This window comes from Lyngbya aestuarii BL J, from assembly GCF_000478195.2.
Taxonomy (GTDB): Bacteria; Cyanobacteriota; Cyanobacteriia; order Cyanobacteriales; family Microcoleaceae; genus Capilliphycus; species Capilliphycus aestuarii.
The window spans coordinates 40,869-64,169 of record NZ_AUZM01000031.1; the positions used below are offsets into that span (position 1 = coordinate 40,869).

At 41.4% G+C, this 23,301-nt stretch carries 12 protein-coding genes; 7 read left to right on the forward strand and 5 right to left on the reverse strand.

All coding sequences use genetic code 11. The features are described from left to right. The first annotated feature begins 230 nt into the window (after window positions 1–230). Window positions 231–4,880 carry a pre-peptidase C-terminal domain-containing protein gene (locus M595_RS14425; protein ID WP_023067026.1) on the forward strand — a complete coding sequence of 1,550 codons (4,650 nt, stop codon included), beginning with the start codon at window positions 231–233 and terminating at the stop codon, window positions 4,878–4,880. A gap of 198 nt (window positions 4,881–5,078) precedes the next feature. On the opposite strand, the gene M595_RS14430 is transcribed toward M595_RS14425, so the two are convergent. Both M595_RS14430 and M595_RS14435 read right to left on the reverse strand, forming a co-directional pair. Continuing rightward, on the reverse strand, window positions 5,079–8,696 hold the full coding sequence (locus M595_RS14430; protein WP_023067045.1) for an ABC transporter permease/M1 family aminopeptidase: 3,618 nt from the start codon (window positions 8,694–8,696) through the stop codon (window positions 5,079–5,081). 8 nt (window positions 8,697–8,704) lie between these two features. After that, window positions 8,705–9,607: an ABC transporter ATP-binding protein gene (locus M595_RS14435; protein WP_023067058.1), complete on the reverse strand. Its 903-nt coding sequence runs from the start codon at window positions 9,605–9,607 to the stop codon at window positions 8,705–8,707. Window positions 9,608–9,768: 161 nt separating this feature from the next. Here M595_RS14435 and M595_RS14440 point away from each other — a divergent pair, with 161 nt between their 5' ends. The 3 genes from M595_RS14440 to M595_RS14450 all read left to right on the forward strand — a co-directional run bounded on the left by M595_RS14440 (window position 9,769) and on the right by M595_RS14450 (window position 14,210). Next, window positions 9,769–11,043: a serine hydrolase domain-containing protein gene (locus M595_RS14440; RefSeq protein ID WP_023067023.1), complete on the forward strand. Its 1,275-nt coding sequence runs from the start codon at window positions 9,769–9,771 to the stop codon at window positions 11,041–11,043. A gap of 268 nt (window positions 11,044–11,311) precedes the next feature. Further along, window positions 11,312–12,856 carry an efflux RND transporter periplasmic adaptor subunit gene (locus M595_RS14445; protein ID WP_152983579.1) on the forward strand — a complete coding sequence of 515 codons (1,545 nt, stop codon included), beginning with the start codon at window positions 11,312–11,314 and terminating at the stop codon, window positions 12,854–12,856. A 136-nt stretch (window positions 12,857–12,992) separates the two neighbouring features. After that, a complete protein-coding gene (locus M595_RS14450) occupies window positions 12,993–14,210 on the forward strand; it encodes an ABC transporter permease (protein ID WP_023067019.1) in 1,218 nt (405 codons plus the stop codon). Between the two features lie 97 nt (window positions 14,211–14,307). Here M595_RS14450 and M595_RS14455 read toward each other — a convergent pair whose 3' ends face one another. Together M595_RS14455 and M595_RS14460 are read right to left on the reverse strand one after the other, a co-directional pair. Continuing rightward, on the reverse strand, window positions 14,308–15,087 hold the full coding sequence (locus M595_RS14455; protein ID WP_023067049.1) for a thioesterase II family protein: 780 nt from the start codon (window positions 15,085–15,087) through the stop codon (window positions 14,308–14,310). Then, on the reverse strand, window positions 15,065–16,345 hold the full coding sequence (locus tag M595_RS14460) for a tyrosinase family protein (RefSeq protein WP_203419084.1): 1,281 nt from the start codon (window positions 16,343–16,345) through the stop codon (window positions 15,065–15,067). Before M595_RS14460 ends, M595_RS14455 begins: the two co-directional genes overlap by 23 nt. Before the next feature lie 154 nt (window positions 16,346–16,499). Between M595_RS14460 and M595_RS14465 the strand changes: the two genes are divergently transcribed. Together M595_RS14465 and M595_RS14470 are read left to right on the forward strand one after the other, a co-directional pair. After that, on the forward strand, window positions 16,500–17,243 hold the full coding sequence (locus M595_RS14465) for a COG4280 domain-containing protein (RefSeq protein WP_023067039.1): 744 nt from the start codon (window positions 16,500–16,502) through the stop codon (window positions 17,241–17,243). A gap of 127 nt (window positions 17,244–17,370) precedes the next feature. Further along, window positions 17,371–18,462 carry a ferredoxin family protein gene (locus tag M595_RS14470; RefSeq protein WP_023067051.1) on the forward strand — a complete coding sequence of 364 codons (1,092 nt, stop codon included), beginning with the start codon at window positions 17,371–17,373 and terminating at the stop codon, window positions 18,460–18,462. Here M595_RS14470 and M595_RS14475 read toward each other — a convergent pair. After that, window positions 18,437–19,747: an MFS transporter gene (locus M595_RS14475; RefSeq protein ID WP_023067034.1), complete on the reverse strand. Its 1,311-nt coding sequence runs from the start codon at window positions 19,745–19,747 to the stop codon at window positions 18,437–18,439. The two genes, M595_RS14470 and M595_RS14475, sit on opposite strands and share 26 nt — an antisense overlap. 368 nt (window positions 19,748–20,115) lie before the next feature. Between M595_RS14475 and M595_RS14480 the strand changes: the two genes are divergently transcribed. After that, a complete protein-coding gene (locus M595_RS14480) occupies window positions 20,116–23,280 on the forward strand; it encodes an Ig-like domain-containing protein (protein ID WP_023067027.1) in 3,165 nt (1,054 codons plus the stop codon). The last annotated feature ends 21 nt before the right edge of the window (window positions 23,281–23,301 follow it).

Consider the following 23,301-nt stretch of genomic DNA (forward strand, 5'->3'; position numbering starts at 1 on the left):
TATCCTATTGAACTTTACAGAATAATTTCCCGATTTCAATAATCGGACGAAACAGGGGTGCAAGGTTGAGGCTTGTACAGGTCGGTCACGACTAAAAATCATCTATGGTTTTGATCTCGATGACAACAACCCTCGAAGTTTCCCAAATTTGTGATATCAATCTTCGATCATCGAGCAGACAAAAAATAGCGCAATCTCTGTAAATTCGCAAAAACTCAGACTAAAAAATCATGACAACACTTTCATTAACAGCCAGTCCCACAACTTTAATTGAAGCCGAACAAACCGTATTAACGCTCAATTTTAACCTCGATGAAGCGCCCCCAGAAGAAGGTTTGCTAGTGACTCTTAGCAGCGATATGATTAACTCGCTCGGGGAATTTGATGTATTTGCAACTGAATTTTCCGGGGCGCAAATTGTTAGTGTCAGCGATGATACAGATGGTTTTACTTTACGACTAACCGAACAAAACGCAAGTATTAGTTTACCCGTATTTACTGATAACGAAGAAGAAGGCAGCGAAACTATTACCTTTACCGTCGAACCGAGCGAAGAATTCACCCTAGATTCCGACGCCAATTCTGTTGAAATTACCCTCGAAGATACAGCAGATTCTACACCAACTCCGGCTCCGGTAACAAGTTTCTACGATGAAGCCGTCGATGGGGATATTTCTGGCGATCGCAATGCTCCCACTATGCTTGAATTAGAGGAGGGCGTTAATTCTTTAACCGCAACTTCGGTGGCGGGTGATGTCGAATATGTTACCCTAACCGTTCCATCCGGGTTACAACTCGACTCGGTTGACGTTGCATCCTACACTTCTGATACCGATGATATTGCCTTTGCTGCGGTACAAACGGGTACTATTTTTACAGAACCCACCAGTCAAACCGATGTCGGTAATTTACTCGGTTATAGCCATTTTGGAGCAATTGATGTCGGTACGGATATTTTAGATGATTTGGCAAACGGTCAGGGTGCAATAGGGTTTGACTCTCCTTTACCCAGTGGCGACTATACGTTCTGGCTGCAACAAACGGGAGACCTCTCAACCTACTCCCTTGACTTTAATGTATCATTTGCCGAAACTGTTCCTGAACCTGAACCCGAACCTTCTAAACCCGTTGTCAGCCTAACCGCAACACCCAAAATTGTCTCAGAAGAAGACAACGATGGCAACCCCACAATTACCTTTGGTTTTGATATCGAGGGAGACTTCCCAGAAGAAGGGTTAGTGGTTTCTATTGGCGGAGACTTTCTGAAACTTTTTGACCCGGAACAACGAATTACTAATGATAATATTCGGTTTATCATGGAACCGTCAGGCGCTTTTTCGCCCGTAACTGAACGGCCGGATATTGGCGGTTATGACCTTCTATTTACCGTTCCCAATTCTACCATTGAATTTCCGATTTTTGATGACATTATTGAGGAAATCGACGAAGAATTTACCTTCAGAATTGTTGAAGGAGTTGGTTATTCTATTGCAGAAGATGGGGGCGAAGCGGTTGCTACCCTAACCGATGGTGTCACTCCCGGAGTCGGCCCAACAGTGGGAATGTCGGTGGATCAAACCGAGTTGGCTGAAGGGGATGAATTTACTGTTACTTTTAATGTTGAGGGTGAAATTCCCTCTGAAGGAATTCCCGTCTTTGTTGATGGTAATGCAGGTAGCTTGAGTGAGTTTAATATTTTTGGTGAGAATGGTATTGATCCCGAAGAAGACATTCAAGGGTTAGCAGGTTTCCCCGAGTCTGATAATGATGCAGGCGGTTTTTTTGTGACCATTACCGAACCTGTTGCCTCTATTACCCTATCTGTATTTGATGATGGTTCCGGTGAAGGAGTCGAAGAATTACCTTTTGTATTAGCCAACGGGGAACAGTACGAAGTTGATAGTAATGCGGGTGAATTTACCCTAACAATTGATGATAGCGAAGATCCGGTTAACAGGCGCGAAAATCCGGTTGTTTCTGTTAGCGCTTTGGGGGGTACGTTTAACGAGTCGGAACTGATTTCTCCCAATATCGTAGAATCTACCGAGGGTGTTCCCGTTCTCAGTTTAGCGGTTAGTGTTGACGGCGAGATTCCCGAAGAGGGATTAATCGTTAATATTAATAGCAATCTCGATGATATCACCGAGTTTATTCAGGGGGCGAATTTCATCCCGACTGTTTTTGGTCCCGGAGAGGTTTTAGGGGCAATTTACAATAGTGACGGAACTGCAACGGGCTTGCAAATGCGACTTGATGGGCCTAATGCGGTGATGAATTTTGTTGGGGTTGGCTTTGAGGCGGAAGGTTCACAAAGCGTCAGTTTCTTTGTCGAAGATGGCGTTGGGTATGAGGCGGGAAGGCGCGAGTCTATTGTTAATGTTTATGATAGCCTTGACCAAGTTCCACAACTAACCAACCCGCCGGAAGTGGGGATTGAGTTTGTTAGCGATCGCGATACTCTAATAGAAGGTGGCAGTCCTGGTACTTTGAACTTTACCGTTGACGGCGAGATTCCCCCAGAAGGACTGGTGGTTTATGTTAGTAGTGGTATTCTGGGCAAACTAGGTGAGTTTAACCTGTTTGATGCGGTGGTCAGCGGGGGCGGTTTCCCTTCGCCGGATGGCAATGGGGGGGGTTTCTACTTCAAAATTACCGAACCAACTGCCAGCATTGAACTACAAGCTTTTGCGGATGATGTGGTTGAGGGTTTGGAGTCGATTACCTTTAGCTTACAAGAAGTTCCGGGTTATGCGATCGCCGATAATGCTAATATAGCCAGCCTAACGATCGCCGATGATGCTAATTCTCTGACTCAAGTTAGTTTAGAGGCGAGTCCTGAAGTTTTAATTGAGTCGGAAAATACCGTATCGGTTCACACGTTTAACTTAAGTTCTCCCCCACCCGCAGAAGGATTAACTGTATCAGTTGATGCTCCCAATTTAAACGAATTTGACCTCGACAGCATCGACCTAGAGGGCGCTACAATTGCGGAAGTTCGGGATGATGGTTTTGACCTAACAATCACAGAACAAGCCGCTACGGTTAATTTAACGCTGGCTGAGGATAACGAATCGGAAGGTTTGGAAACGGCTGTTTTTACCGTTGCAGAAGGGGAGGGTTATCAAGTTTCACCGGAAGTTGGGGAAGCTAATTTTACCATTGTAGACACAACTGAGGAAGCGCCACCGTCGCCGTTGGAAATCTCCGAACCCAATGATACAATTACCGAAGCGATCGCCACGAATCTCAGCGCTGATAATGATACCGTTTCCCTAGATAGTGCTATTTCCTTTACCTTTGGTAATCGTTTGGTCGATCAAACCGAAGATGTGGATATGTATTCCTTTGACTTGGAAGCGGGGGATAGCGTTGTATTAGATATCGATGCGGAATTGTTGGGGTCTTCCCTCGACTCGGTATTACGTTTGTTTGATGGGTCCGGAAATCAACTCGCCCAAAGTAACGATGATTTTGCACCCAATGAATTGTTAGCCGATAGTCAGGGAGATTCTTATCTAGAATTTACTGCTGAGACGGAAGGAACTTATTATGTGGGGGTCAGCAGTTCCCCCAACGGTGAGTTTGACTTTGAGAATAATCCCTACGAACCCTTTGAGGCGGGTAGCGGTACCGGAAGCAGTAGCGGCGAATATACCCTCAATCTGTTATTGAATCAAGAAATTCCCTCGGAACCGACTCAAGATGGTATTGAAAACCCTGATTCTGTACCTGTAACCGATGATGAAACGTCATTCGATGAAACCGAGTTAAATGATACCATCGCCAATGCTAAGAGTATCGAAGTAGGGGTTAATTCGACTGTTACCCTTGCTGGAGAAATTGGTACAACTCCTGCAACCCGCAACCTGATCGATCGTTCCGAAGATGTGGATATGTACGGCTTTGAGTTGGAAGCGGGTCAAACTTTGGTCCTCGATGTTGATGCGGGGGGTTCGGGTGATGCGGGGGTCGAAGGTTCGTTGATGGACTCTGTACTGCGGATTTTCGATAGCGAAGGGAATGAGGTTGCTATTGTTGAAAATGCGGCGGCGCCCGATGAAATCTTTCAAGCCAATGGCGATACTTATATTGAGTTTATCGCTCCGGAAACGGGGACTTACTACGCCGGAATTAGCAATTTGGGCAATAATTTCTATGACCCGAATGTTGCGGGAAGTGGTAGCGGTTGGACGTTCCCCGGCGCTTTTGAACCGGGTCCTTATTTGCTGAATGCGACGTTGCTTCCGGTTGATGGTGGCGGTGAACCCGATATCGTTGGTACCAATGACGCCGAAACTCTCGAAGGCGATAGCGAAAATAACAGCATCGATGCTTTGGGCGGTGATGACCTCGTTGCGGGCGGTTTGGGCGATGACAGCATCTTCGGTGGCTCGGGTGATGATGTCCTGCGGGGCGATGCGAATCGTCGTTCTCCGGGCGGTTCAAATGGCGGTGATGACGTTATTTCGGGCGGCGCTGGTAATGACCGGATTGGCGGTAAGGGCGGTAATGACCTCCTTAGCGGTGATGCGGGTGATGATGAAATCTTCGGCGATGACGGGGATGACACTATTATGGGCGTCACGGGTAACGATACGCTGACGGGGGATGATTTCTCCGGGGGTAGTGGTAGCGATTTGTTTGTCTTTGGTAATGGGGATGGAACCGATACTATTACCGATTTTGATGTTACTGAAGACATGATTGGTTTGGTCGAAGGTGAACTCATGTTTGAGGATCTTTCGATTACCAATAGTGATCTGGGTGCGACGATTAGCGTTATCGAATCTGGGGAAACTTTGGCAATTATTCAAGGTGTTGATTCTGATGAATTAACCTCTGATTTGTTCGTGTATACGCCCGATATTTCTCTGGTTTAATTAACATCCCTCAGATCCCCTTTTAAATTGAGGATTTGCCACTCGAAAAGTCCCCCTTTTGAAGGGGGATTTAGGGGGATTGTTCGTATCTCACCGGATCGATAACCGCTATAACCGTTGAATAAGTTTTATCATCCGGTAACTTAACCAATACCTAATGGCTCTCGAAAAGAAGAAGCTATAAATCCATTTTTTCGCTTAAATCTCCTCTTTGAATTTTGGACGAATTCGCTTAATATTATCCTGTAGAAATGCAGAAGGTAGAATATAATTTGGATCGACTGCTGCATAGATTGGTAGTTGATCTAAGATAATTTCCACAGTCGCTTGTTGAGTTGAGATTTGATACTGTTTTGAAAATATTGGTTCTCTATCCTGATTCAGCAACGAAAGGGTTAAGGGAAAGTCTAAGGTTGTAGATTCTTGCTGTCCTAAATTTTTAGTATACAACTTTTGGGCTTCAATTTGAAGTGTTACTTTGTACTTCCCATCGGGTAAGCTTTCATAAACCGCATCGGATAGTCCAACTTGATAGGTGACAACATTTGCAAACAAATCCCGAATTATTTCTTGATGTTTAGAAGAAGCTTTTTTGAGAATTGCACCTTGTAAATCTAGAATGGTTGGGTAAGGTTCGGGTTGGTAACGATAGGTTTGTAGAAAGTCTTTGATTGCGGCGAGTAAAGCATCTTGTCCGATCAAACTTTCAATCTGTTCTAACACCATTCCCCCTTTTAAACGGGCAATTGGTAACTCATTATAAACATCAATTAAAGGCGGTTCTTGGAAGTCTATTTTACCCAACTGACGAAAGAAATCCCGCATCAGTTGTTGTCGGGAAAGATGCTGTTGTTTTGGGGTTCGACGAGAACGTTGATAGAGAGAACTCGCATAGGAACTGAGGGCTTCTCGAATGGTCATTCCTCCAGCAACATCGGCGGAAATAATTTGATCTTCCCACCAAGAATAAGCTAAAAGATAAGTCACCCAATCAATAATATTTTCTTTTCCTAATCCCTCAGCCTCACTTTTCCAAACCAAAACTTCGGGAATTCCAATCACTCCCGCCTCTGAAAATACCATACCATCATAGTAAACAAATTCTACAACTCGGACTTGCTCAAACGGATAATTTCCGAATGTTTTTTCATAGAATTCTAAAGCTTTTCCAACCTGTTCGGCAATTAACTTTACATTCTGTTCGTGCTGAGGATGATAGTAAATTTCTATCGGAACCCGATAATTATTATCCCGATAAGTAGCATATCGACCCGAATAAATGGTAAACTTACCTGGGTCGGGAGTCGTTGATTGATATTGAAAATAGTTACGATTATTTGATTGCCATTGCTTGACTAATTGACCCGCAGTAATTGCAGTTTGATCGGTGGAAGTTCCAATAATAATCTCTGTTTTTCCCCAACCTAAATGAGTCAACATCAAGCCTTGAGAGCGTCCAATGGGATCGTTATGATCTCGCATCCGTTCGTCGAGGGGCGGTAAATTAAATTGCTCCCGTAGCCATGCTTTTTTATGTTCTACCATTTTAGTATAGCCCACAAATGGCAAAATAAAAGGGCTATATAAGTTGGTTCCATTGCCAACAACATCGTTGGGATAAATCATATAAATATCATCACTATTAACGTGATTTTCAAACCCTTGAGGATGCGGGGTTAGAGTTGTAAATTGCATGGTTTGACGTTCACCCGGCATTAAGGGCTGTTCGAGATCGTAAATATAATATCCCCATTTTGGATGGGCTTCTCGCAGTTTTAAACCGGGATAACTAACGTCTTCTAACTTCAGGTGAATAAACGTTATCAGGTGGATTTCATTGATGGGTTTTTGGGTTTTATTTTCTAGTGTATATTCACCCTTTGCCACAAAATAACGCTCATCTGGATAAAGTTCAATATTGAGTTTAGTTTCCGTTACCACTGGCATGGGTAAACTTTCATATTGTTTGAATTGCTTTTCTATTTCTGCTGCGGTTTCTTCTTTGCCTGGAGGTTGATATTCATTCAATATATTTGTGTTGTAAAAAATCCATCCTCCCACCCCCGCAAACACAACAACTAATCCGGCTAATATCTGCTTTATTCGGTTTCCAGCTTGTTGCCATGAACGTTTCCACTGTTTTTTATCAACCGTTCCCCTCGGCCAAAAAATAACAGCAATGACAATCATAATCGCCCCAATAATTCCCCAGTAAAGGGTGTACCAGAGATGTCCGGTAAATAAATGACCATAGCCGTTCATCGGGGAATAATCAATGTCGTTTGTGGCTGCAAAACGATAAAGATTGTGATACCAACCCAAAGCATCTAAGGGAATTTTAGAGAGGGAAATTGCTAAGGCTAATGCCATCCCCGCATATTTATGTCGCGTTATGACTTGGGTAAATAATGCTAAAATAGCAGTTAAATAAAAGTACAGCCCATGTTCGACAAAGAGCATTTGAAAGTACAGCGGAAAGTTAAAATTTGTATATCTGCTAAAAATTTGGTACATCACCATCACCGCCATTGCTAACAGTAAATTAAGGGTAATGATGACAAATAGGGTTGTGAGTTTTGATAACAGTAAAACCGAATTTGAAATGGGTGTGGCATCTAAAACAGATTGTAGACGAAAATTGCGATCGCGCCACATCAGTTCGGCTGAATAGATAATAATAATGGCGAAAAGAATATATTCTAAATAAATATTGGCAGAATGAATTAAAATATCCGTACTGGGATTTGAATAATTATAGGTACGGGTTCCCATTGCTGAGAGTATGAGGCTAATTAAACCAAAGCCTGTTAGGAGTAAAAATGCTTTCCCTTGTAAAACTGATTTGATTTCAAAAAAACTCCGTTCAAACCATTGCTGAATTATCTCTTTTACGCCAAACCTTTTCTGCGGTTTTGGAGAACGAGCAAAAAAGTCAATCTGTTTCGTAGTTTGAATGATAGAAGATGAAGAATTTTCTAGATTTTTAACCGACTTAACGGATTTTGAACGACCAGAATTAATCAGTTTCATTGAGTAGCTATGATAGCCCCCAACAAACAGAATTAAACCCATACCAATCCAAACTAATCGATTCCAAACTAAGGTTTGACTCAAGGGCGGCATGAGTGTATTATGTTGATAGATCGTCCAGGTTAAGGTTTGTTCTTCAAAGGCATAAAAACCAAACGGATCTAACATTGCCCAGAGTTGATATTGCTCAAAATTAATGACATCAACCCCGACCATAATTAAGGAGGCAAGATACAGCATTACGAGAATAATTGCCCCGGCATAGGTAATCGCAAGGCTGCGGGTTTTTGAAGCTAGAGAAAATGCGATCGCCGAAACTAAAAATAAGTTGGGGAGAACAAATAATAAATAGCTAAAAATGTAAGCATCGAGACGTAATGGCCCCACTGCAAAGGGATTCAGTCCCGGCATTAGCGTTCCCAAAATCATCCCCAATAAGTAGCCAGAAAAAGCCAGGAGTGTTACAGTAAATGCAGCTAAAAAACGAGTAACGAGGTAATCCCATTTCCGAATTGGGGTAGATAAAATTAAGGACTCCATCCGAGTCTGATAATCTCGCACAAATGTTTCTGCAACAAAGGCTGAAGCGGCTAAAATTCCAAAAATGGTATACCAAATTGTAGTTTGAAAAATCTGTGATGGGCTATTGACAAAGAAAAAAGCATTTCCCTGTTCTGCTTTAGAAACAATATCTGTTAATCCAATCCCAAAAAACAAAATTGCAATCAACCAAAACGTGGGGCGGCGGAGATGATAAACAAATTCAAAACTTAAGATAGGAGACATAGATTTAACTAGACAGTAACGGGTTCAGCTTGAGATTGATCTAATAAAGCAGTAAAATAAACGTCATTTAGATCGGGTTCTGTCATCTGAAAACCTGCATCCGGTTGAGAATCGCTTAACACTCGAATACAACGCGCTCCTCGTGACATTCGAGAGGTTATTAATCCCCAGTTATTTGATTGATTATCCGATGAATTAGAGACTTTAAAATCATCAAAAACTTTTTTCCAAACTTTTCCTTGAAGTGCATTTGTTAGAAGTTTAGGACTACCAGAACAGACAATTTTCCCTTGATTTAGAATTGCCATCTGGGGACACAGTTCAGCCACATCTTCCACAATATGCGTTGAAAGTAATAACACCCGATTTTGACTAATTTCTGCTAATAAATTCTGAAACCGAATTCGTTCGGTTGGATCTAACCCGGCTGTCGGTTCATCGACTATAATGAGTTTAGGCGATCCTAAAAGGGCTTGGGCAATCCCAAATCGTTGGCGCATTCCACCGGAAAACGTTCCTAATTTCTGTTGACGCTGAGAGTAAAGATTCACCAGTTGTAACTGTTGGGAAACTATTTCTTTACGTTCTTTAGGATTAACAAATCCTTTAAAAACAGCGAGTTGATTCAACAATTCCTCGGCAGAAACATGGGGATAAACGCCAAAATCCTGGGGTAAATATCCTAACAGTTGTCGGGCGACTTGAGGTGAACTCAGCAAGTCCACACCATCGAGTTGAACAGACCCAGAATCCGCGTCTTGAAGGGTTGCCAGGGTTCGCATCAAACTGGACTTTCCCGCCCCATTTGGCCCAAGTAGTCCAAAAATTCCGGGTTCAATTTCTAGAGAAACGTTCTGTAGTGCTTGGATTCCGTTGTTGTAGGTCTTGCTCAACCCACGAATAATCAGCATCAGTTGCCACCCTATCGAAGAATAGTCTAAAGCTTATAATTTAATGACATTCTTTGTCAACCAAGCGGATTAATGATATTCTGGTTAGCACAAACTCAAACTGAGTTGGGGACACAGTTGGAATTGCTGTCCTAGTTTTACTAATTTTACAGGAAGAAATCGTGAAGTTAATCTATACAACTGTTGCTTCTGCCAGTTTAATCGCTTCTTTGGGCTTATCTGCAACTGCTCACGCAGCTTCTTTTGATGAGAGTCTTATTAATAATCAGTTTCTATTAGATGTTCTCAATCGCAACAGCCTTGAGAATACAGTCAGCGATGCCACAGCAGAACAATTACAAATAACTCTTGATCAAGTCCGCGATGACATTCCCGGCGCTTTTCTTGGAATTATCAATCCAGAAAGAACTTGGGTGGGAGTCAGCGGTGTTTCTAATCTTCAAACCGAAACTCCCTTAACCCTCGAAGATCGGTTTGAAATTGGTAGTATTACCAAAACCTTTGTTGCTACAATTATATTACAATTAGTTGAAGAAGGAAAGATCGGACTAGATGACCCGATAACCGACAGGCTATCTGTAGAAGTATTAGCAAATATTCCCAATTTTGAAAAGATTACAATTCGTCAATTATTAAATCATACCAGTGGAATTGCAGACTATACTCTGCCGTTGTTTTTTCAAGCTCAAACGAATCCAGGAGTATTTTTGCAAGACTGGCAACCGGAAGAACTTTTAACTTTTATTACCAATCAAAACCCTTATTTTGCGCCGGGTGAATCTTGGGAATATTCTAATACAAATGTGATTTTATTGGGGCTAATTATTGAAGCCGTCACCGAATCTAATATGGCGGCAGAAATTCGTTCTAGAATCCTTGAACCATTGGAACTTAACGATACATTCTTTGCGGAAGAAGAAGAGATTCCGGGAGGATATGTTAATGCCTATTGGGATTTTGATGGAGATGGTAATTTTAATGATGTTTCTGGGGCTAATTTATCTTGGGCTTGGGCGGCAGGTGCAATGGTTTCTAACCCAATTGATCTGGCACGATTTATTTCGGGTTTGCTAAGTGGACAGCTATTGGCTGAGAATTCTTTAGAGCAAATGTTGACCTTTGAGCAACCCATTAATTCTGATAATTATGATGCTTATGGTATGGGAATTGGGGCGTTAGAAAGTCCGCTCAGACAATGGTATGGTCATCGAGGTTTGACCTTGGCTCATCGCTCAAATTTGTTTTATTCCCCGACTGATAATATCATTTATATCGAATTGATTAATTCGAGAGACTTAGATAATATTAGTAATCCATTATTTGCGATTTGGAGAGCCGAACAACAACCACCAACTCCCATTCCTGAACCGGGAAATATCTGGGGATTACTGTTGATTTCAATCGGAGGATTTAGGCTAATAAAAAAGTTCCGATAAGCGAGTCGATCAGATTGAATTTATTTCAGGGATTATGTCGAATATTGAATCAAAAGCAGAACCGGAATTTAATCCTGAACCCGAACCCAGTTTTGAATCTGTATCAAGATTAAATCTTGAACAAGAAGCCAATCAAAAAAATACAAATGAGACGAATAAAGCCAAGATTAAGCAAGAAATAGAACAATCAGAAAATAAACAGGAAGATAACCCCAAATTTCAGCCCAAAGTTCAATCCAAGTTTCGTAATTATTGGCTATTTGGACTGATGTTGATTGCTGGACTCCTGGTGACTTTAATTGTTCTTTATAGTTGGCGATCACGCCATCAGATTCAGACTGATGATATTGAAATTCTAACTGTACCTGTGGAAGCCAAAGAAATCACTGTGCGAATTACAGCCAGTGGTGTTGTTCAACCTGTGCGGCGAGTTAATCTCAGTCCAAAAACACAAGGACGCCTAGCTCAATTATACGTTGAACAGGGCGATCGCGTGGAAGTTGGTCAACTGATTGCCCGCATGGAAAGCGGCGAAATAGAGGCGCAATTATTGCAAGCAAAAGCGAAATTATCACAAACAAAAGCCAACTTAGAAAAACTAAAAACCGGAAGTCGTCCCGAAGAAATTGCCGCAGCCCAAGCGAGATTAAATCAAACAAAAGCCCGTTTAGCTGAATTAAAAGCCGGAACTCGGATCGAAGAAATTGCTCAAGCCAGAGCGAAATTAAACGAAGCCGAAGCAAGATTAGCAGATGCGAAATCGGGAAGTCTCGAAGAAGAAATTGCTCAAGCCAGAGCCAGAATTGAAGGCAATACAGCCGAATTAGAACTTGCCAATGAACGGGTTAGTCGCTATGAAAATTTAGGGGAACAGGGCGCAATTTCTCAAGATGAACTCGAAGAATATCGACAAAATGAACGCCGACTTAATGCCGTTGTGGAGGAAGCAAAAAGACGTTTAGAACAACTTCAACAAAGTCGAAAAACTCAAATTGAACAATTGCAAGCAAGCGTTGAACAAGAACGTCAGGCTTTACAACAATTGCAAAATGGGGCGCGTCCCGAAGAAATAGCTCAAGTTGAAGCCGAAGTCGCCGAAGCCCAAAGTCAACTGAATGAATTATTAAATGGAACTCGATCCGAAGAAATTGCAGGTTCTCAAGCCGAAGTCGCCGAAGCAGAAGCTTCTGTACAATTTTATCAAACTCAGTTAAAAGATACAGAAATTCGCGCTCCTTTTGCGGGAATTATTGCCCAACGTTATGCCGTAGAAGGGGCGTTTGTGACCCCGGCAACTTCGGCATCTGATGCCACTTCTGCGACTTCGACTTCTATTGTCGCGTTGGCAAAAGATTTAGAAGTTTTAGCTAAAATTCCCGAAGCGGATATTGCTCAAATTAAACCCAATCAAAAGGTCGAAATTGTGGCCGATGCTTACCCGGATCAAGTCTTTGCAGGACGAGTTCAACTCATCGCCCCAGAAGCGGTAAAAGAACAAGATGTTACCTTATTTCAAGCCCGCATTGAGATTATTTCAGGCAAAGAAAAACTACAGTCCGGGATGAATGTTGATCTCAAATTTATCGGAGAAAAACTCAAAAATGCTCTCGTTGTTCCGACGGTGGCAATTGTCACCCATCAAGGAGAAACGGGGGTTTTAATGCCCGATGAAGACAACCAACCGGAATTTCACCCGGTAACAATTGGTTCAACGCTAGGAAATCAAATTCAAATTCTCAAAGGGGTATATACGGGCGATCGCGTATTTGTTGAATTGCCCGAAAATCAAACCCTAGAAGACATTATTAAGTAATGAAAGCAGAATCTATTCCCTTAAACTTATACAAATCAACCCATTCCAAAAGTATCAACCTAAAACACCCAAACTCAACCCATCCGTTTCCAAAAGTATCAACCTAAAACACCCAAACTCAACCCATCCGTTACCAATGAACTTCCTAGAACACGTTAAAATGGCAACCCAAACTCTAGTCGCTCATAAAATGCGAAGTAGCTTAACAATGCTCGGAATTATTATCGGAAATGCTTCTGTTATTGGAATGATTGGAGTGGGAGAAGGCGCCCAAGAATTTGTCAGTCAACAGGTCAATTCTTTTGGGCCGAATGTGTTGTTTGTTCTCCCCGGAAGTCCTGAAGCTCAAAGTCGTCCGGTTTATCCGCCTCAAACTTTAGTTTTAGAAGATGCGACAGCCATAGCGGAACAAGTTCCCTCTGTTAAAGAAGTGGCGCCTTCGATAACAGGAAGCGAACTGATGTCTTATCGGGGAAAAAATTCTTCTGCGGCTTTAGTTGGGGCGACTCCCGAGTATTTAACGGTTCGCGGTTTTGATGTGGCTAGGGGTCGATTTATTAGCGATTTAGACTTGAAAAGAAATGAACAAGTTGTCGCTTTGGGTTCAGAAATTGCCGAACAATTATTTGGGAATGAAGACCCGTTAGGAAAATCGGTGCGACTCAAAGATATTACTTTACAAGTCGTTGGGGTAATGCGCCCTAAAGGTTCAACGCTAGGAAATAATCAAGATATGAATGCTTTTATTCCGGTGACAACAATGGCAAATCGAATTGTTGGTAAAACCTCGCCTTATGGAATTCAAGTGACATTTATTTCCGTTTCTGTAGAAGATCAATCTAAAATGCCTGCGGCTCAATTTCAGATAGAAAATTTACTGCGACTGCGACATAAAATTACAAACGAAGATGACTTTACAGTTCAGAGTCAAAAAGAGTTGATGGACAGACTCAGTAAAATTACCGGGGCGTTGACATTATTACTGGCAGCAACCGCAGCAATTTCTTTGTTTGTGGGTGGAATTGGAATTATGAATATTATGCTAGTTTCTGTTACCGAACGAACCCAAGAAATCGGACTGCGAAAAGCGATTGGTGCTTCTCAACGGGATATTTTAATGCAGTTTATTATCGAAGCTGTAATTTTATCGGCTGTGGGAGGATTAATCGGCACAACAGTCGGAGTGAGTGGTATATTTATTATTGGAATGTTAACGCCTTTAGAAGCAGGAATTTCACCTGTTGCGATTGGGTTGGCGGTGAGTGTTTCCGGTGGAATTGGGTTATTTTTTGGGGTATTTCCTGCCAAACAAGCGGCAAAACTTGACCCCATTGTTGCGTTGAGAAGTGCTTAAAACAGTCAGGAGTGATAAATTATAAATTATAAATTATGAATTATGAATGATCAATCTTGCCTGTCCCCTCTCTTGGTCAGCTTAATAGAAAAATGGTTTAAGATAATCGAATTAACGATCTTAAAACATTGGTCATGTCTTGGCTGAGTAGCTGAAGTAAAAGCGACTGATGGGAATGGATAAAGAAATGATCGCCCGGAAGAGTTTGTAAGCAAAAATCAGCCGTTGTTTGGTATTCCCAAGCCAGCATCTCTGCTTGACTCACTTGTTGATCTTCCGAACCGCTAAAGGCTGTAATTCCACAAGTTAACGGAGGTTCAGACTGATAGTTGTAGGTTTCTAAAACTGCAAAATCTGCCCGCAAACAGGGTAACAATAAATCCATTAATTCTTGATTGTTTAAAACCGCTTCTGGGGTTCCATTGTAACGCCGTAATTCTTCGATAAACTCGGAGTTTGATAACTGATGAATGGGCGGGTCGGGATCGGGAATTTGCGGCGCACGACACCCCGAAACAAACAAGTGTTGGGGAGTAAGATCGTATTCTCGACGCAGTTGACGCGCCAACTCAAAACTCACCAATCCGCCCATACTATGACCAAAAAAAACAAAGGGTTTATCTAAGTAAGAATGAAGGGCTAAACTCAAGGCTTGAATGAGGGGTTTCATTTTTGTATATGCGGGTTCGAGCAGGCGTTTTCCTCGCCCCGGAAGTTCAACTGCACACAGTTCAATACTCGAAGAAAAATAACAAGGCCAATTTCTAAAAATTAACGCTCCTCCTCCGGCATAATGAAAACAAAATAGGCGTAATTTTGCTTCGGGGTTCGGTTGCCAACAGGTTAACCAAGTATTAAAGTTTTGTGTTGTTGTCATGTTGAAATGAATTTAAAACTGTGGTATCGTAGGTGTAGCCGAGTTTTCTATAGTTCAAAACATCGGCGGGAGTAACGGTTTTTTCTCCCTGAAAATTAACCAGCAAAGACCCAATATTTCCCAATCCATAATCTCCCGGTTTTGATAATCCTCCATCCCAGGGCCACATCGGATCGTTAAGGTTGTGTCCGGCAGGCATTTTTGCACTCGGATAAAAGCTTTCGCCCGTATGTCCGTTATCTTGCCATTCTGCCCATAATCGATCTACATTGGCATGATTTAACCAAAAAATTGGGTCGTAAGGTGAACTGGGAATGCTATCCATTGTACCGAGGATTTTAGTTTGATGGGGAACCCGATCTTTCGGGCGAATTTCATCCACTAAACTCCCGCCAATGATAGAATGTGCGTAGGCGTGTAATGCCCAACCCGGAACATATTTTCCGGTTTTTAAAACTAACGCGCCTTCAATAATCGCATTGAACACTTCATAGTTATCAAAACTCATTAATTGTTCAACTTCTGTTTTGGAAATCGGGTATTTTTCGCAGGGCGGTAAACCTACAAACCGAATGAGTTTTGACCCTAATGAAGTCATATTAATCGGGTCAAAATGAATGTTTTCATTCAGCGTCCAATCAGCCAAAAAACCCGAGGTTACAGGGCCGCCTGTAAAGGGACCAAAACCCGGAATTTCTACCGTTTCTCCCGTTCCATTTGGGCCGAGAAAATTCTCATCTAAAATAATCGTTAATGCTTGCGGATCGGTCCAGTCCCAATAGGGAATTGTCACACTCGGATCAATTTTTTGCAATTGTTGTTCAAATTCCCACAAAAATTGACGATGCCAAGGCAAAAAAGCGGGTTGACTGTGGGCGGGGTTGCCTTCAGCAAAACCTTCTGCACCCAACTTTTTCCGAAACCCCATCGTTAAAACGTGTTGCAAAACAAATTGATCGTAAAGACTAATTTGACTGCCTTCTGGAAAGGTATTTTTTAGGGTTTTAAGCGCATTAACAAAGGCTGTTTTTTCCTCAGTCGTGAGGTTGACAACATTCTTACGAACCTGTATATTTTCGATGAAAACAGGTTGAGGATAAACAGAAGTCGCTAGGGCTGTATTTTCTGGCAACGGAGGATGGTAATAGCTGGAGGTGAATTGTAATTTAGTCACCCCCACCACAATGGCGGCGACCATGAGGGCTATTACCCCTAATTTTATCCGACTTAATTTTATAGATGAAAAGCGTTTCAGCACAAGAGATTTTTCACTGTAGACTGTTATACTGTAGACTGTTAGACAGATTAATTCTCAAAAAGAGAGATTTAAGGAAAGTTCAGCGAAATCCTGGTTTTTTTGCTGACCTGCCTGTATAATAGCACGGTAATGTTGAGAAAATATCTCAAGTACGATGAACTGGAGTATCTTTTTGGCGGCGGCGGGGAGTGCCAGCGTTGAGTTTCTCGAAACTGCGGCTATTGCTTATGCGATCGCCCGTTCCGGCTACAGGCGCGAAGCCATTTGGGGAACGGTAGCCGGGTTGACGGTGGTGGCTGTGGCGGCGATCGCTCTTGGTAGTAGTTTGCAGTTAATCCCCTTGTACTTATTGCAAATAGTTATCGGTAGTCTGCTGATCTGGTTTGGTTGGGGATGGGTGAAAAAGTCCGTTTTGCGACAAGCCAAAGGAAAACGTGCAGGTTGGATGAGTGATGATCCTTTAGAAGCCGAAGGAATTTTGATTGAAACGGAACCCGAAAATTTCAGTCCGTTGAACTTTATGATCATGGCAAAAAGTGCCGCTTTAGAAGGGTTAGAAGTTGCGATCATTGTGACAACGTTAGGCTTGGCTTCTGCGGCGTGGAAAGAAGCCATTAGTGCTACTGTTTTAGCTTTAGTTTTCTCCCTCGGTTTGGTGATATTACTCCATCAATATTTACTCAAACTTCCTGAAGTTTTAATTAAACTCGGAGCGGGAATTTTACTGATGGCGTTAGGTACGTTTTGGCTTGGTGAAGGATTAAATTTTGAATGGCCCTTTGCAGAAATAGCTATTTTAATTTTAGTTATTTTTTATAGTTTAGCTGCAACTATAGCCATTTATATCTTGAAAAAAAATCAATTTCCTAACTCAGAAGTTCAGGAATTAAGGAATTAAAAACCTGTAAGCTGTCATTGGTGAGTGCAACGAAGAATCTCAATAGTTTACAAATGAGAGCTTTCAACCTCTGACTGACTCTGACTGACGCTAACCCATCCTACAACTTAGAGAATTAAACATTTTTATGATTACAACAGAACTCGTAGAAAATAAAACCGAATGCACCTATTGTAACGTTTTTTCCAAAGCAAACGGAGTCGATCCAATTGGTACTGCACCGACAGTTGAACAATGGTTAATTGTAGAAGTTCCTCAACCTTGGACAAGTAACCCCTGGAAAAATCATCCTCGGCTTCAGCCTGTGGTTGAATTATTGAAACAATGGGAACAATTGAACCCTAAAATTATGCTGAGACCCCTGTTAGTTGTTCCCGATGAAGACTATTCTAAACCCGGTTTTGTGCGAATTTTTCATTACTCTCGTTTGAATGTCTTATTTTCTCAGTTTGAAAAACAGGAATATCTCGTTCCTGAAACCGAACTTAGTTCAGTAGTTAACGCGCTTTTAATTCAACCCCAACATTTAGAAAAGTTTGCAGAATATCGCCAAAACACCCAAGATATTCGAGATATTTTAGTTTGTACACATACTGATGTTGATCGCGCTTGTGGTCGGTTTGGTTATCCTCTTTATCTCGAACTTCGTCAAAAATATGCTGCTAATTCTCCAAATAAACTGAGAATTTGGCAAACAAATCACTTTGGCGGTCATCAATTCGCACCGACTTTAATTGATTTTCCTTCGGGTCGGTTTTGGGGTCATTTAGAGTCAGATATTCTTGACTTACTCCTTCATAAAAAAGGAAACTTAGTCGATTTAAAACCTTATTATCGGGGTTGGTCTAGCTTGGGAAAATTTGAACAAATTGCCGAACGAGAAATCTGGGACAAAGAAGGTTGGCATTGGTTAAATTATCAGAAATCGGGTCGGGTTATTCGCCAGGATAAAGGAGGGGTTTTGATCTATATTTTGAAACAAGTTCTTCGGTTTATTCCTCTCAATAAAGCCAAAATATTACGGAAAAAACTTGAACAAAAAGCCACTTGGGTTGATGTGAGAATTGAATATAGTTCTCCTGATGATAAGGTTCGGGGTGCTTATGAAGCCAGAGTTCAAGTAAACGGAAAAGTTCTCAGTTTACTAAAATCCGGCGAACAGGTTAAACCCAAACCTATTCAACAGTATCAAGTTAGCCGTTTGGTGAAAGTGAACTAACTGGTTTTTCAACATTTTTTAACGTTTTTGATTGAAATCCCCAAAATCCAATGAAAAACAAACCCATTGAACTCATCACATATAATAATGCAATTCCTGCGCCTTTTCCGGTTCCAAATAGAGGACTAAATAACGGAGATAAAACCCCTCCCGGTTGCATTGCGGGTTCAAAGATATAGTCTGCTAAAGGCCCCGCAATTAAATAAGCAACAGCCGAAACACTTTGACGCATTAGCGATCGCATCGCTAAAATTCGCCCTTGAATATCGGGTGAAACTTGAGTTAACCAAATCGAAGTATCTGAACTTCCCATCAGTGGAAAATTCAGCGATGAACAAAATTGAGCGGGAATCCAAATAAAAGCAGTTTGACCTAAACCAAAAATAATTTTACTAATTCCTGCTCCCATCATCCCCGATAATACCCCTTGAATTCGGCGTTTTGTTCCCCCCCAAATACTAACAATTATGGCACCTGTAATCCCTCCCGCACCCGCCGCAGAAGCCGCAAATCCTAATATATTGCTATCTCCGCCACTTCGCGCTAATATCATTGGTTCATAAATAGCGGCGCCAATATCGTGAGCAAATCCAAATAAAGTCGTCACCGTTAATAATGCTAATAAACCCGATTTTGGCCAAACATAGGAAAATCCAAACGTGATTTGTTTCCAGATTGTTTGTTGGGATAACGTTTGTTGAGATATACTTTCAGAATCAGAAGGTTGAGGTTGAGGAATTGGTGTGAGTAATAAGGTGATGATCGCCACCCCAAAAGTCAAAATATCAATAACAAGAATTCCGACTAATCCGATTGCAGGATAACAAATTCCTGCTAAAGCGGGAGCGAGAATACTCGAACCATAATTTAAAGCGGCTCCCATACTGGTAGCGCGAGTATAATGTTGGGGAGAAACCAGCAGGGAAATAGAGGCTTGATAAGCTAGAATTTGAATTTGATTAAAGGGAGTGTTAATGGCGATCGCAACATAAAGATGCCAAATTTGCAAGTTATTTGTTAAGGCTAAAATTAATAACACAACCGTTGATAAACCCGCAACTAAATCAGAAATTAAAATTAACAGTTTGCGGTTTACTCTATCTACAATAATTCCAGAAAACAGCGTCAATACAAGGCTAGTAGCGATTCCAAAAAATCCACCCAGAGATAAGGTTGTCGCCGATTCACTCAATGACCACATCCAGATAACAGAACCAAAATAGGTCATTGTGCTACCAATTGCTGAAACCAACTGTCCAAACCAAAGAATAGTAAACGTTCGCATAAAATTAATAGCCTTTAAAATTTAGAGCTAGAGTTTTTCCTGAAAAAAAGCATTCGATTATACAGAAAAATACAAATTTAACGTTTTTTTAGCACAGGCTTTACTCCGAAGCAAAAACTCGGTTGATTGTTAATAATTAGGCGACAAAATGTTTAAGTTCCAGTCTGAAACCGGGTTTTTAGGTGAATTCAGGCGCACAGATTTATAGGATACTTGACGTGAGAATTTCAAGTGTCCCCAAATTGGAATTTTATCGAGATCTTGACTTAATCGTTCTGAATCATGCTATTGTACTGTTGCTACTCATTCTCATCTAAAGCTGATCTATTTTGACAGGTTTGATGCAATAAAGCAACGGAATTTTAAAAATGGCTATTACAATTGGTATCACGGCTGACCCATCAATTTTAATTGAAGACGAAGGAACCGCAACCACCATTACCTTCAACGTCGAGGGAGAGATTCCCGAGGATGGAGTTGTCATCACTCTCGATAACGATACTCCCTCGGCTTTGCCTGAATTTATTGTTTTTCAAGCTAGCTTTACAGGAAGTCGATTGGTAGCAGTAAACGATGACGAGAGCGGGTTAGATTTGCTAATTTTTGACAACACAGCCACAATTACCTTACCTATTTTTGATGATGGTGATCTCCCACCTGATGACCCTAATTTTAACCCTATTAATGATATTGGCGTTGAGGAAACAACCTTTTTCTTAGTTGAGAATGAGGCTTATAGTATCGATCAGAATGCCAGTCAAATTACTTTAACTTTAGCCGATACAGCGACTCAACTCAATACTCCTCCGGTTGCGGAAAACGATAATTATACAACTCCATTTGAAACGGTCTTAACGGTCGCTCAAACTAACACAATTATCAGCAATGATAGTGATGAAAATGGAGATGTACTCAGTGCAAATTTAGTTGATGAACCAACAAACGGAAGTTTAACTTTTAACCCAGATGGAACATTTAGTTATACACCCAATCCCGAATTTAGTGGAACCGATAGTTTCACCTATCAAGTCAACGATGGAACCGATAATTCTAATATCGCAACTGTTAACTTAACCGTTGGAGAACCTCCTAATACTCCCCCAGTTGCGAATAATGATAATTTTAGCACTCCCTTTGAAACGGTCTTAACGGTCGCTCAAACTAACACAATTCTCAGCAATGATAGTGATGAAAATGGAGATGTACTCAGTGCAAATTTAGTTGATGAACCAACAAACGGAAGTTTAACTTTTAACCCAGATGGAACATTTAGTTATACACCCAATCCCGAATTTAGTGGAACCGATAGTTTCACCTATCAAGTCAACGATGGAACCGATAATTCTAATATCGCAACTGTTAACTTAACCGTTGAAGAACCTCCAAATATTCCCCCGAATATTCCCACCGTTAGCTTAACAGCAACTCCTGAAACGTTAATCGAAACTGAAGCGACAGAGTTAACGTTTAGCTTTGAACTTAGCGAACCGCCACCGGAAGAAGGTGTTACTGTGATTCTGGAGAGTAACACTCCTCAAGGGTTTACTCAGTTAGATTTATCCGAGGTAAACTTATCAGGAATTGGCAATCTTATTGATGTTTCACCGAATCAAGATTTTTCCAGCTTTGCGATTACCATTCTCGAACAAACTGCGAGTATTCGTTTACCTGTTTTTCAAGATGAACTCAGCGAAGGAATTCAACCGATTAGTTTTAATCTCGCCGAAAGCGAAGATTACAATTTAGAAGAAAATAGCACTCCAATTACTATTGAGTTTGTTGATAATCCGAGTTTAATTGAGGATGATGATTCAGATGATGATTCAGATGATGACTCAGACGAAGAACCGACAAACGAATCCCCAGTTTTAACAACATCCATCCCCGATCAAACTGCAACACAACGAATAGGATTTAGTCTCAATCTCAATCAAAATTTTAGCGATCCTGAAAATGATCCGCTGACTTATTCAGTGACGGGTTTACCTGCTAATTTAGACTTTGATGCAAACACCGGATTAATCATTGGAATTCCCACACAACCCGGACAATTTAATGTTACAGTAACGGCTCGCGATCCGCAAGAAAATCAAATTCAAGATAGCTTTGAACTGCTGATTTCACCGTTTGTTGTTCCCCTACTTCCTCCCATTCCCGAATCTCTTTTCTCTGAACCGGAACCGGAACCCGAACCCGAACCCGAACCTATTATTCAAATTGAAATTGAACTTCCAACCCCTGAAACCAATTCAGCAATTGACTCGGAAATATTCGGAGATTCAGAAGACAATGAACTGATAGGAACTGAAGAAAACGACGCTATTTTTGGTAATCAAGGAAACGATAGTATTGTCGCTTTAGATGGGGATGATAATCTATTCGGAGGTCAAGATGATGATCAAATTATTGGCGGTGTTGGGGATGATGTAATTTTTGGAGAAAAAGGAAATGATTCTCTGTTTGGAGATGATCCTTCTAACGGTAATTCTCAACGCCAAGATTTTCTCATCGGAGATGAAGGAGATGATTATCTATTCGGAAATCAAGACGAAGATACACTGATTGGCGATGAGGGAAATGATACTCTTTATGGGGGTAAAGGGGATGATTTAATTTTTGGAAATGAAGGGGATGATTTTCTCTCGGGAGATGCGGGAAATGATACCCTAATTGGCGGGTTAGGACAGGATAAATTTATGCTTTCAACCGGTCAAGGAACCGATACAATTATCGGGTTTGAAGCGGGAACGGATAGCTTTGAACTCGCCGGAGAATTAACCCTAGACCAACTCCGAACCACCCAACAAAACGGTCTAACTCAAATTCGCTTGGCTGATACGGATGAAATTTTAGCGGTTCTGGATATCCCGGCGAATCTACTTGATATTTCTCCATTAGAAAGCAGCGAAAATCCAAATTCTGAAAATAATAATAATGATGTCGAAAATTCCAATCCTGAAAATAATAACGATGAGGATGAACCGAACGAGGAAAACAACGATCAACCTCCTGAAAATCCTCCCGAAAATGGAAATCAACCGGATAATCCTGAACCGGAAAATGAGTTAATTCAAGTTAGTTTTAGTGCGAGTCCAAACACATTGATTGAGACAGAAGAAACTCGGATAAACTTTGAATTTTCACTCGACCAACCCCCTCCTGAAGACGGACTTCGAGTATTTGTAGATAGCGATCTTTCCCAATCTTTAACTCAATTTGATCTCACCGAACTTTCTTATACAGGAGGTGAAAGTTTCCCCACAGGAGACTTTGATTTTACCGGATTTGCCTTTACGATTACCGCACAAACCGCAACCATTAGCATTCCCATTTTCGATGATAGTTCTCTCCCTCCAGAGCAAAGTGAAGAAGGTGCTATTCCCGTTACTTATCGACTTCTAACTCGAAATACAATAGATTCTCAAGACTTAGCGGAAGTAGAAGGGAGTCAGAGTATTAGTGAGTATCTCATTGATTCGAGTCTCAACTCTAGCACGATTATTTTCGCAGATAGTCCTGAAAGTATTGTATAACAGTACATGAACCTTACAATC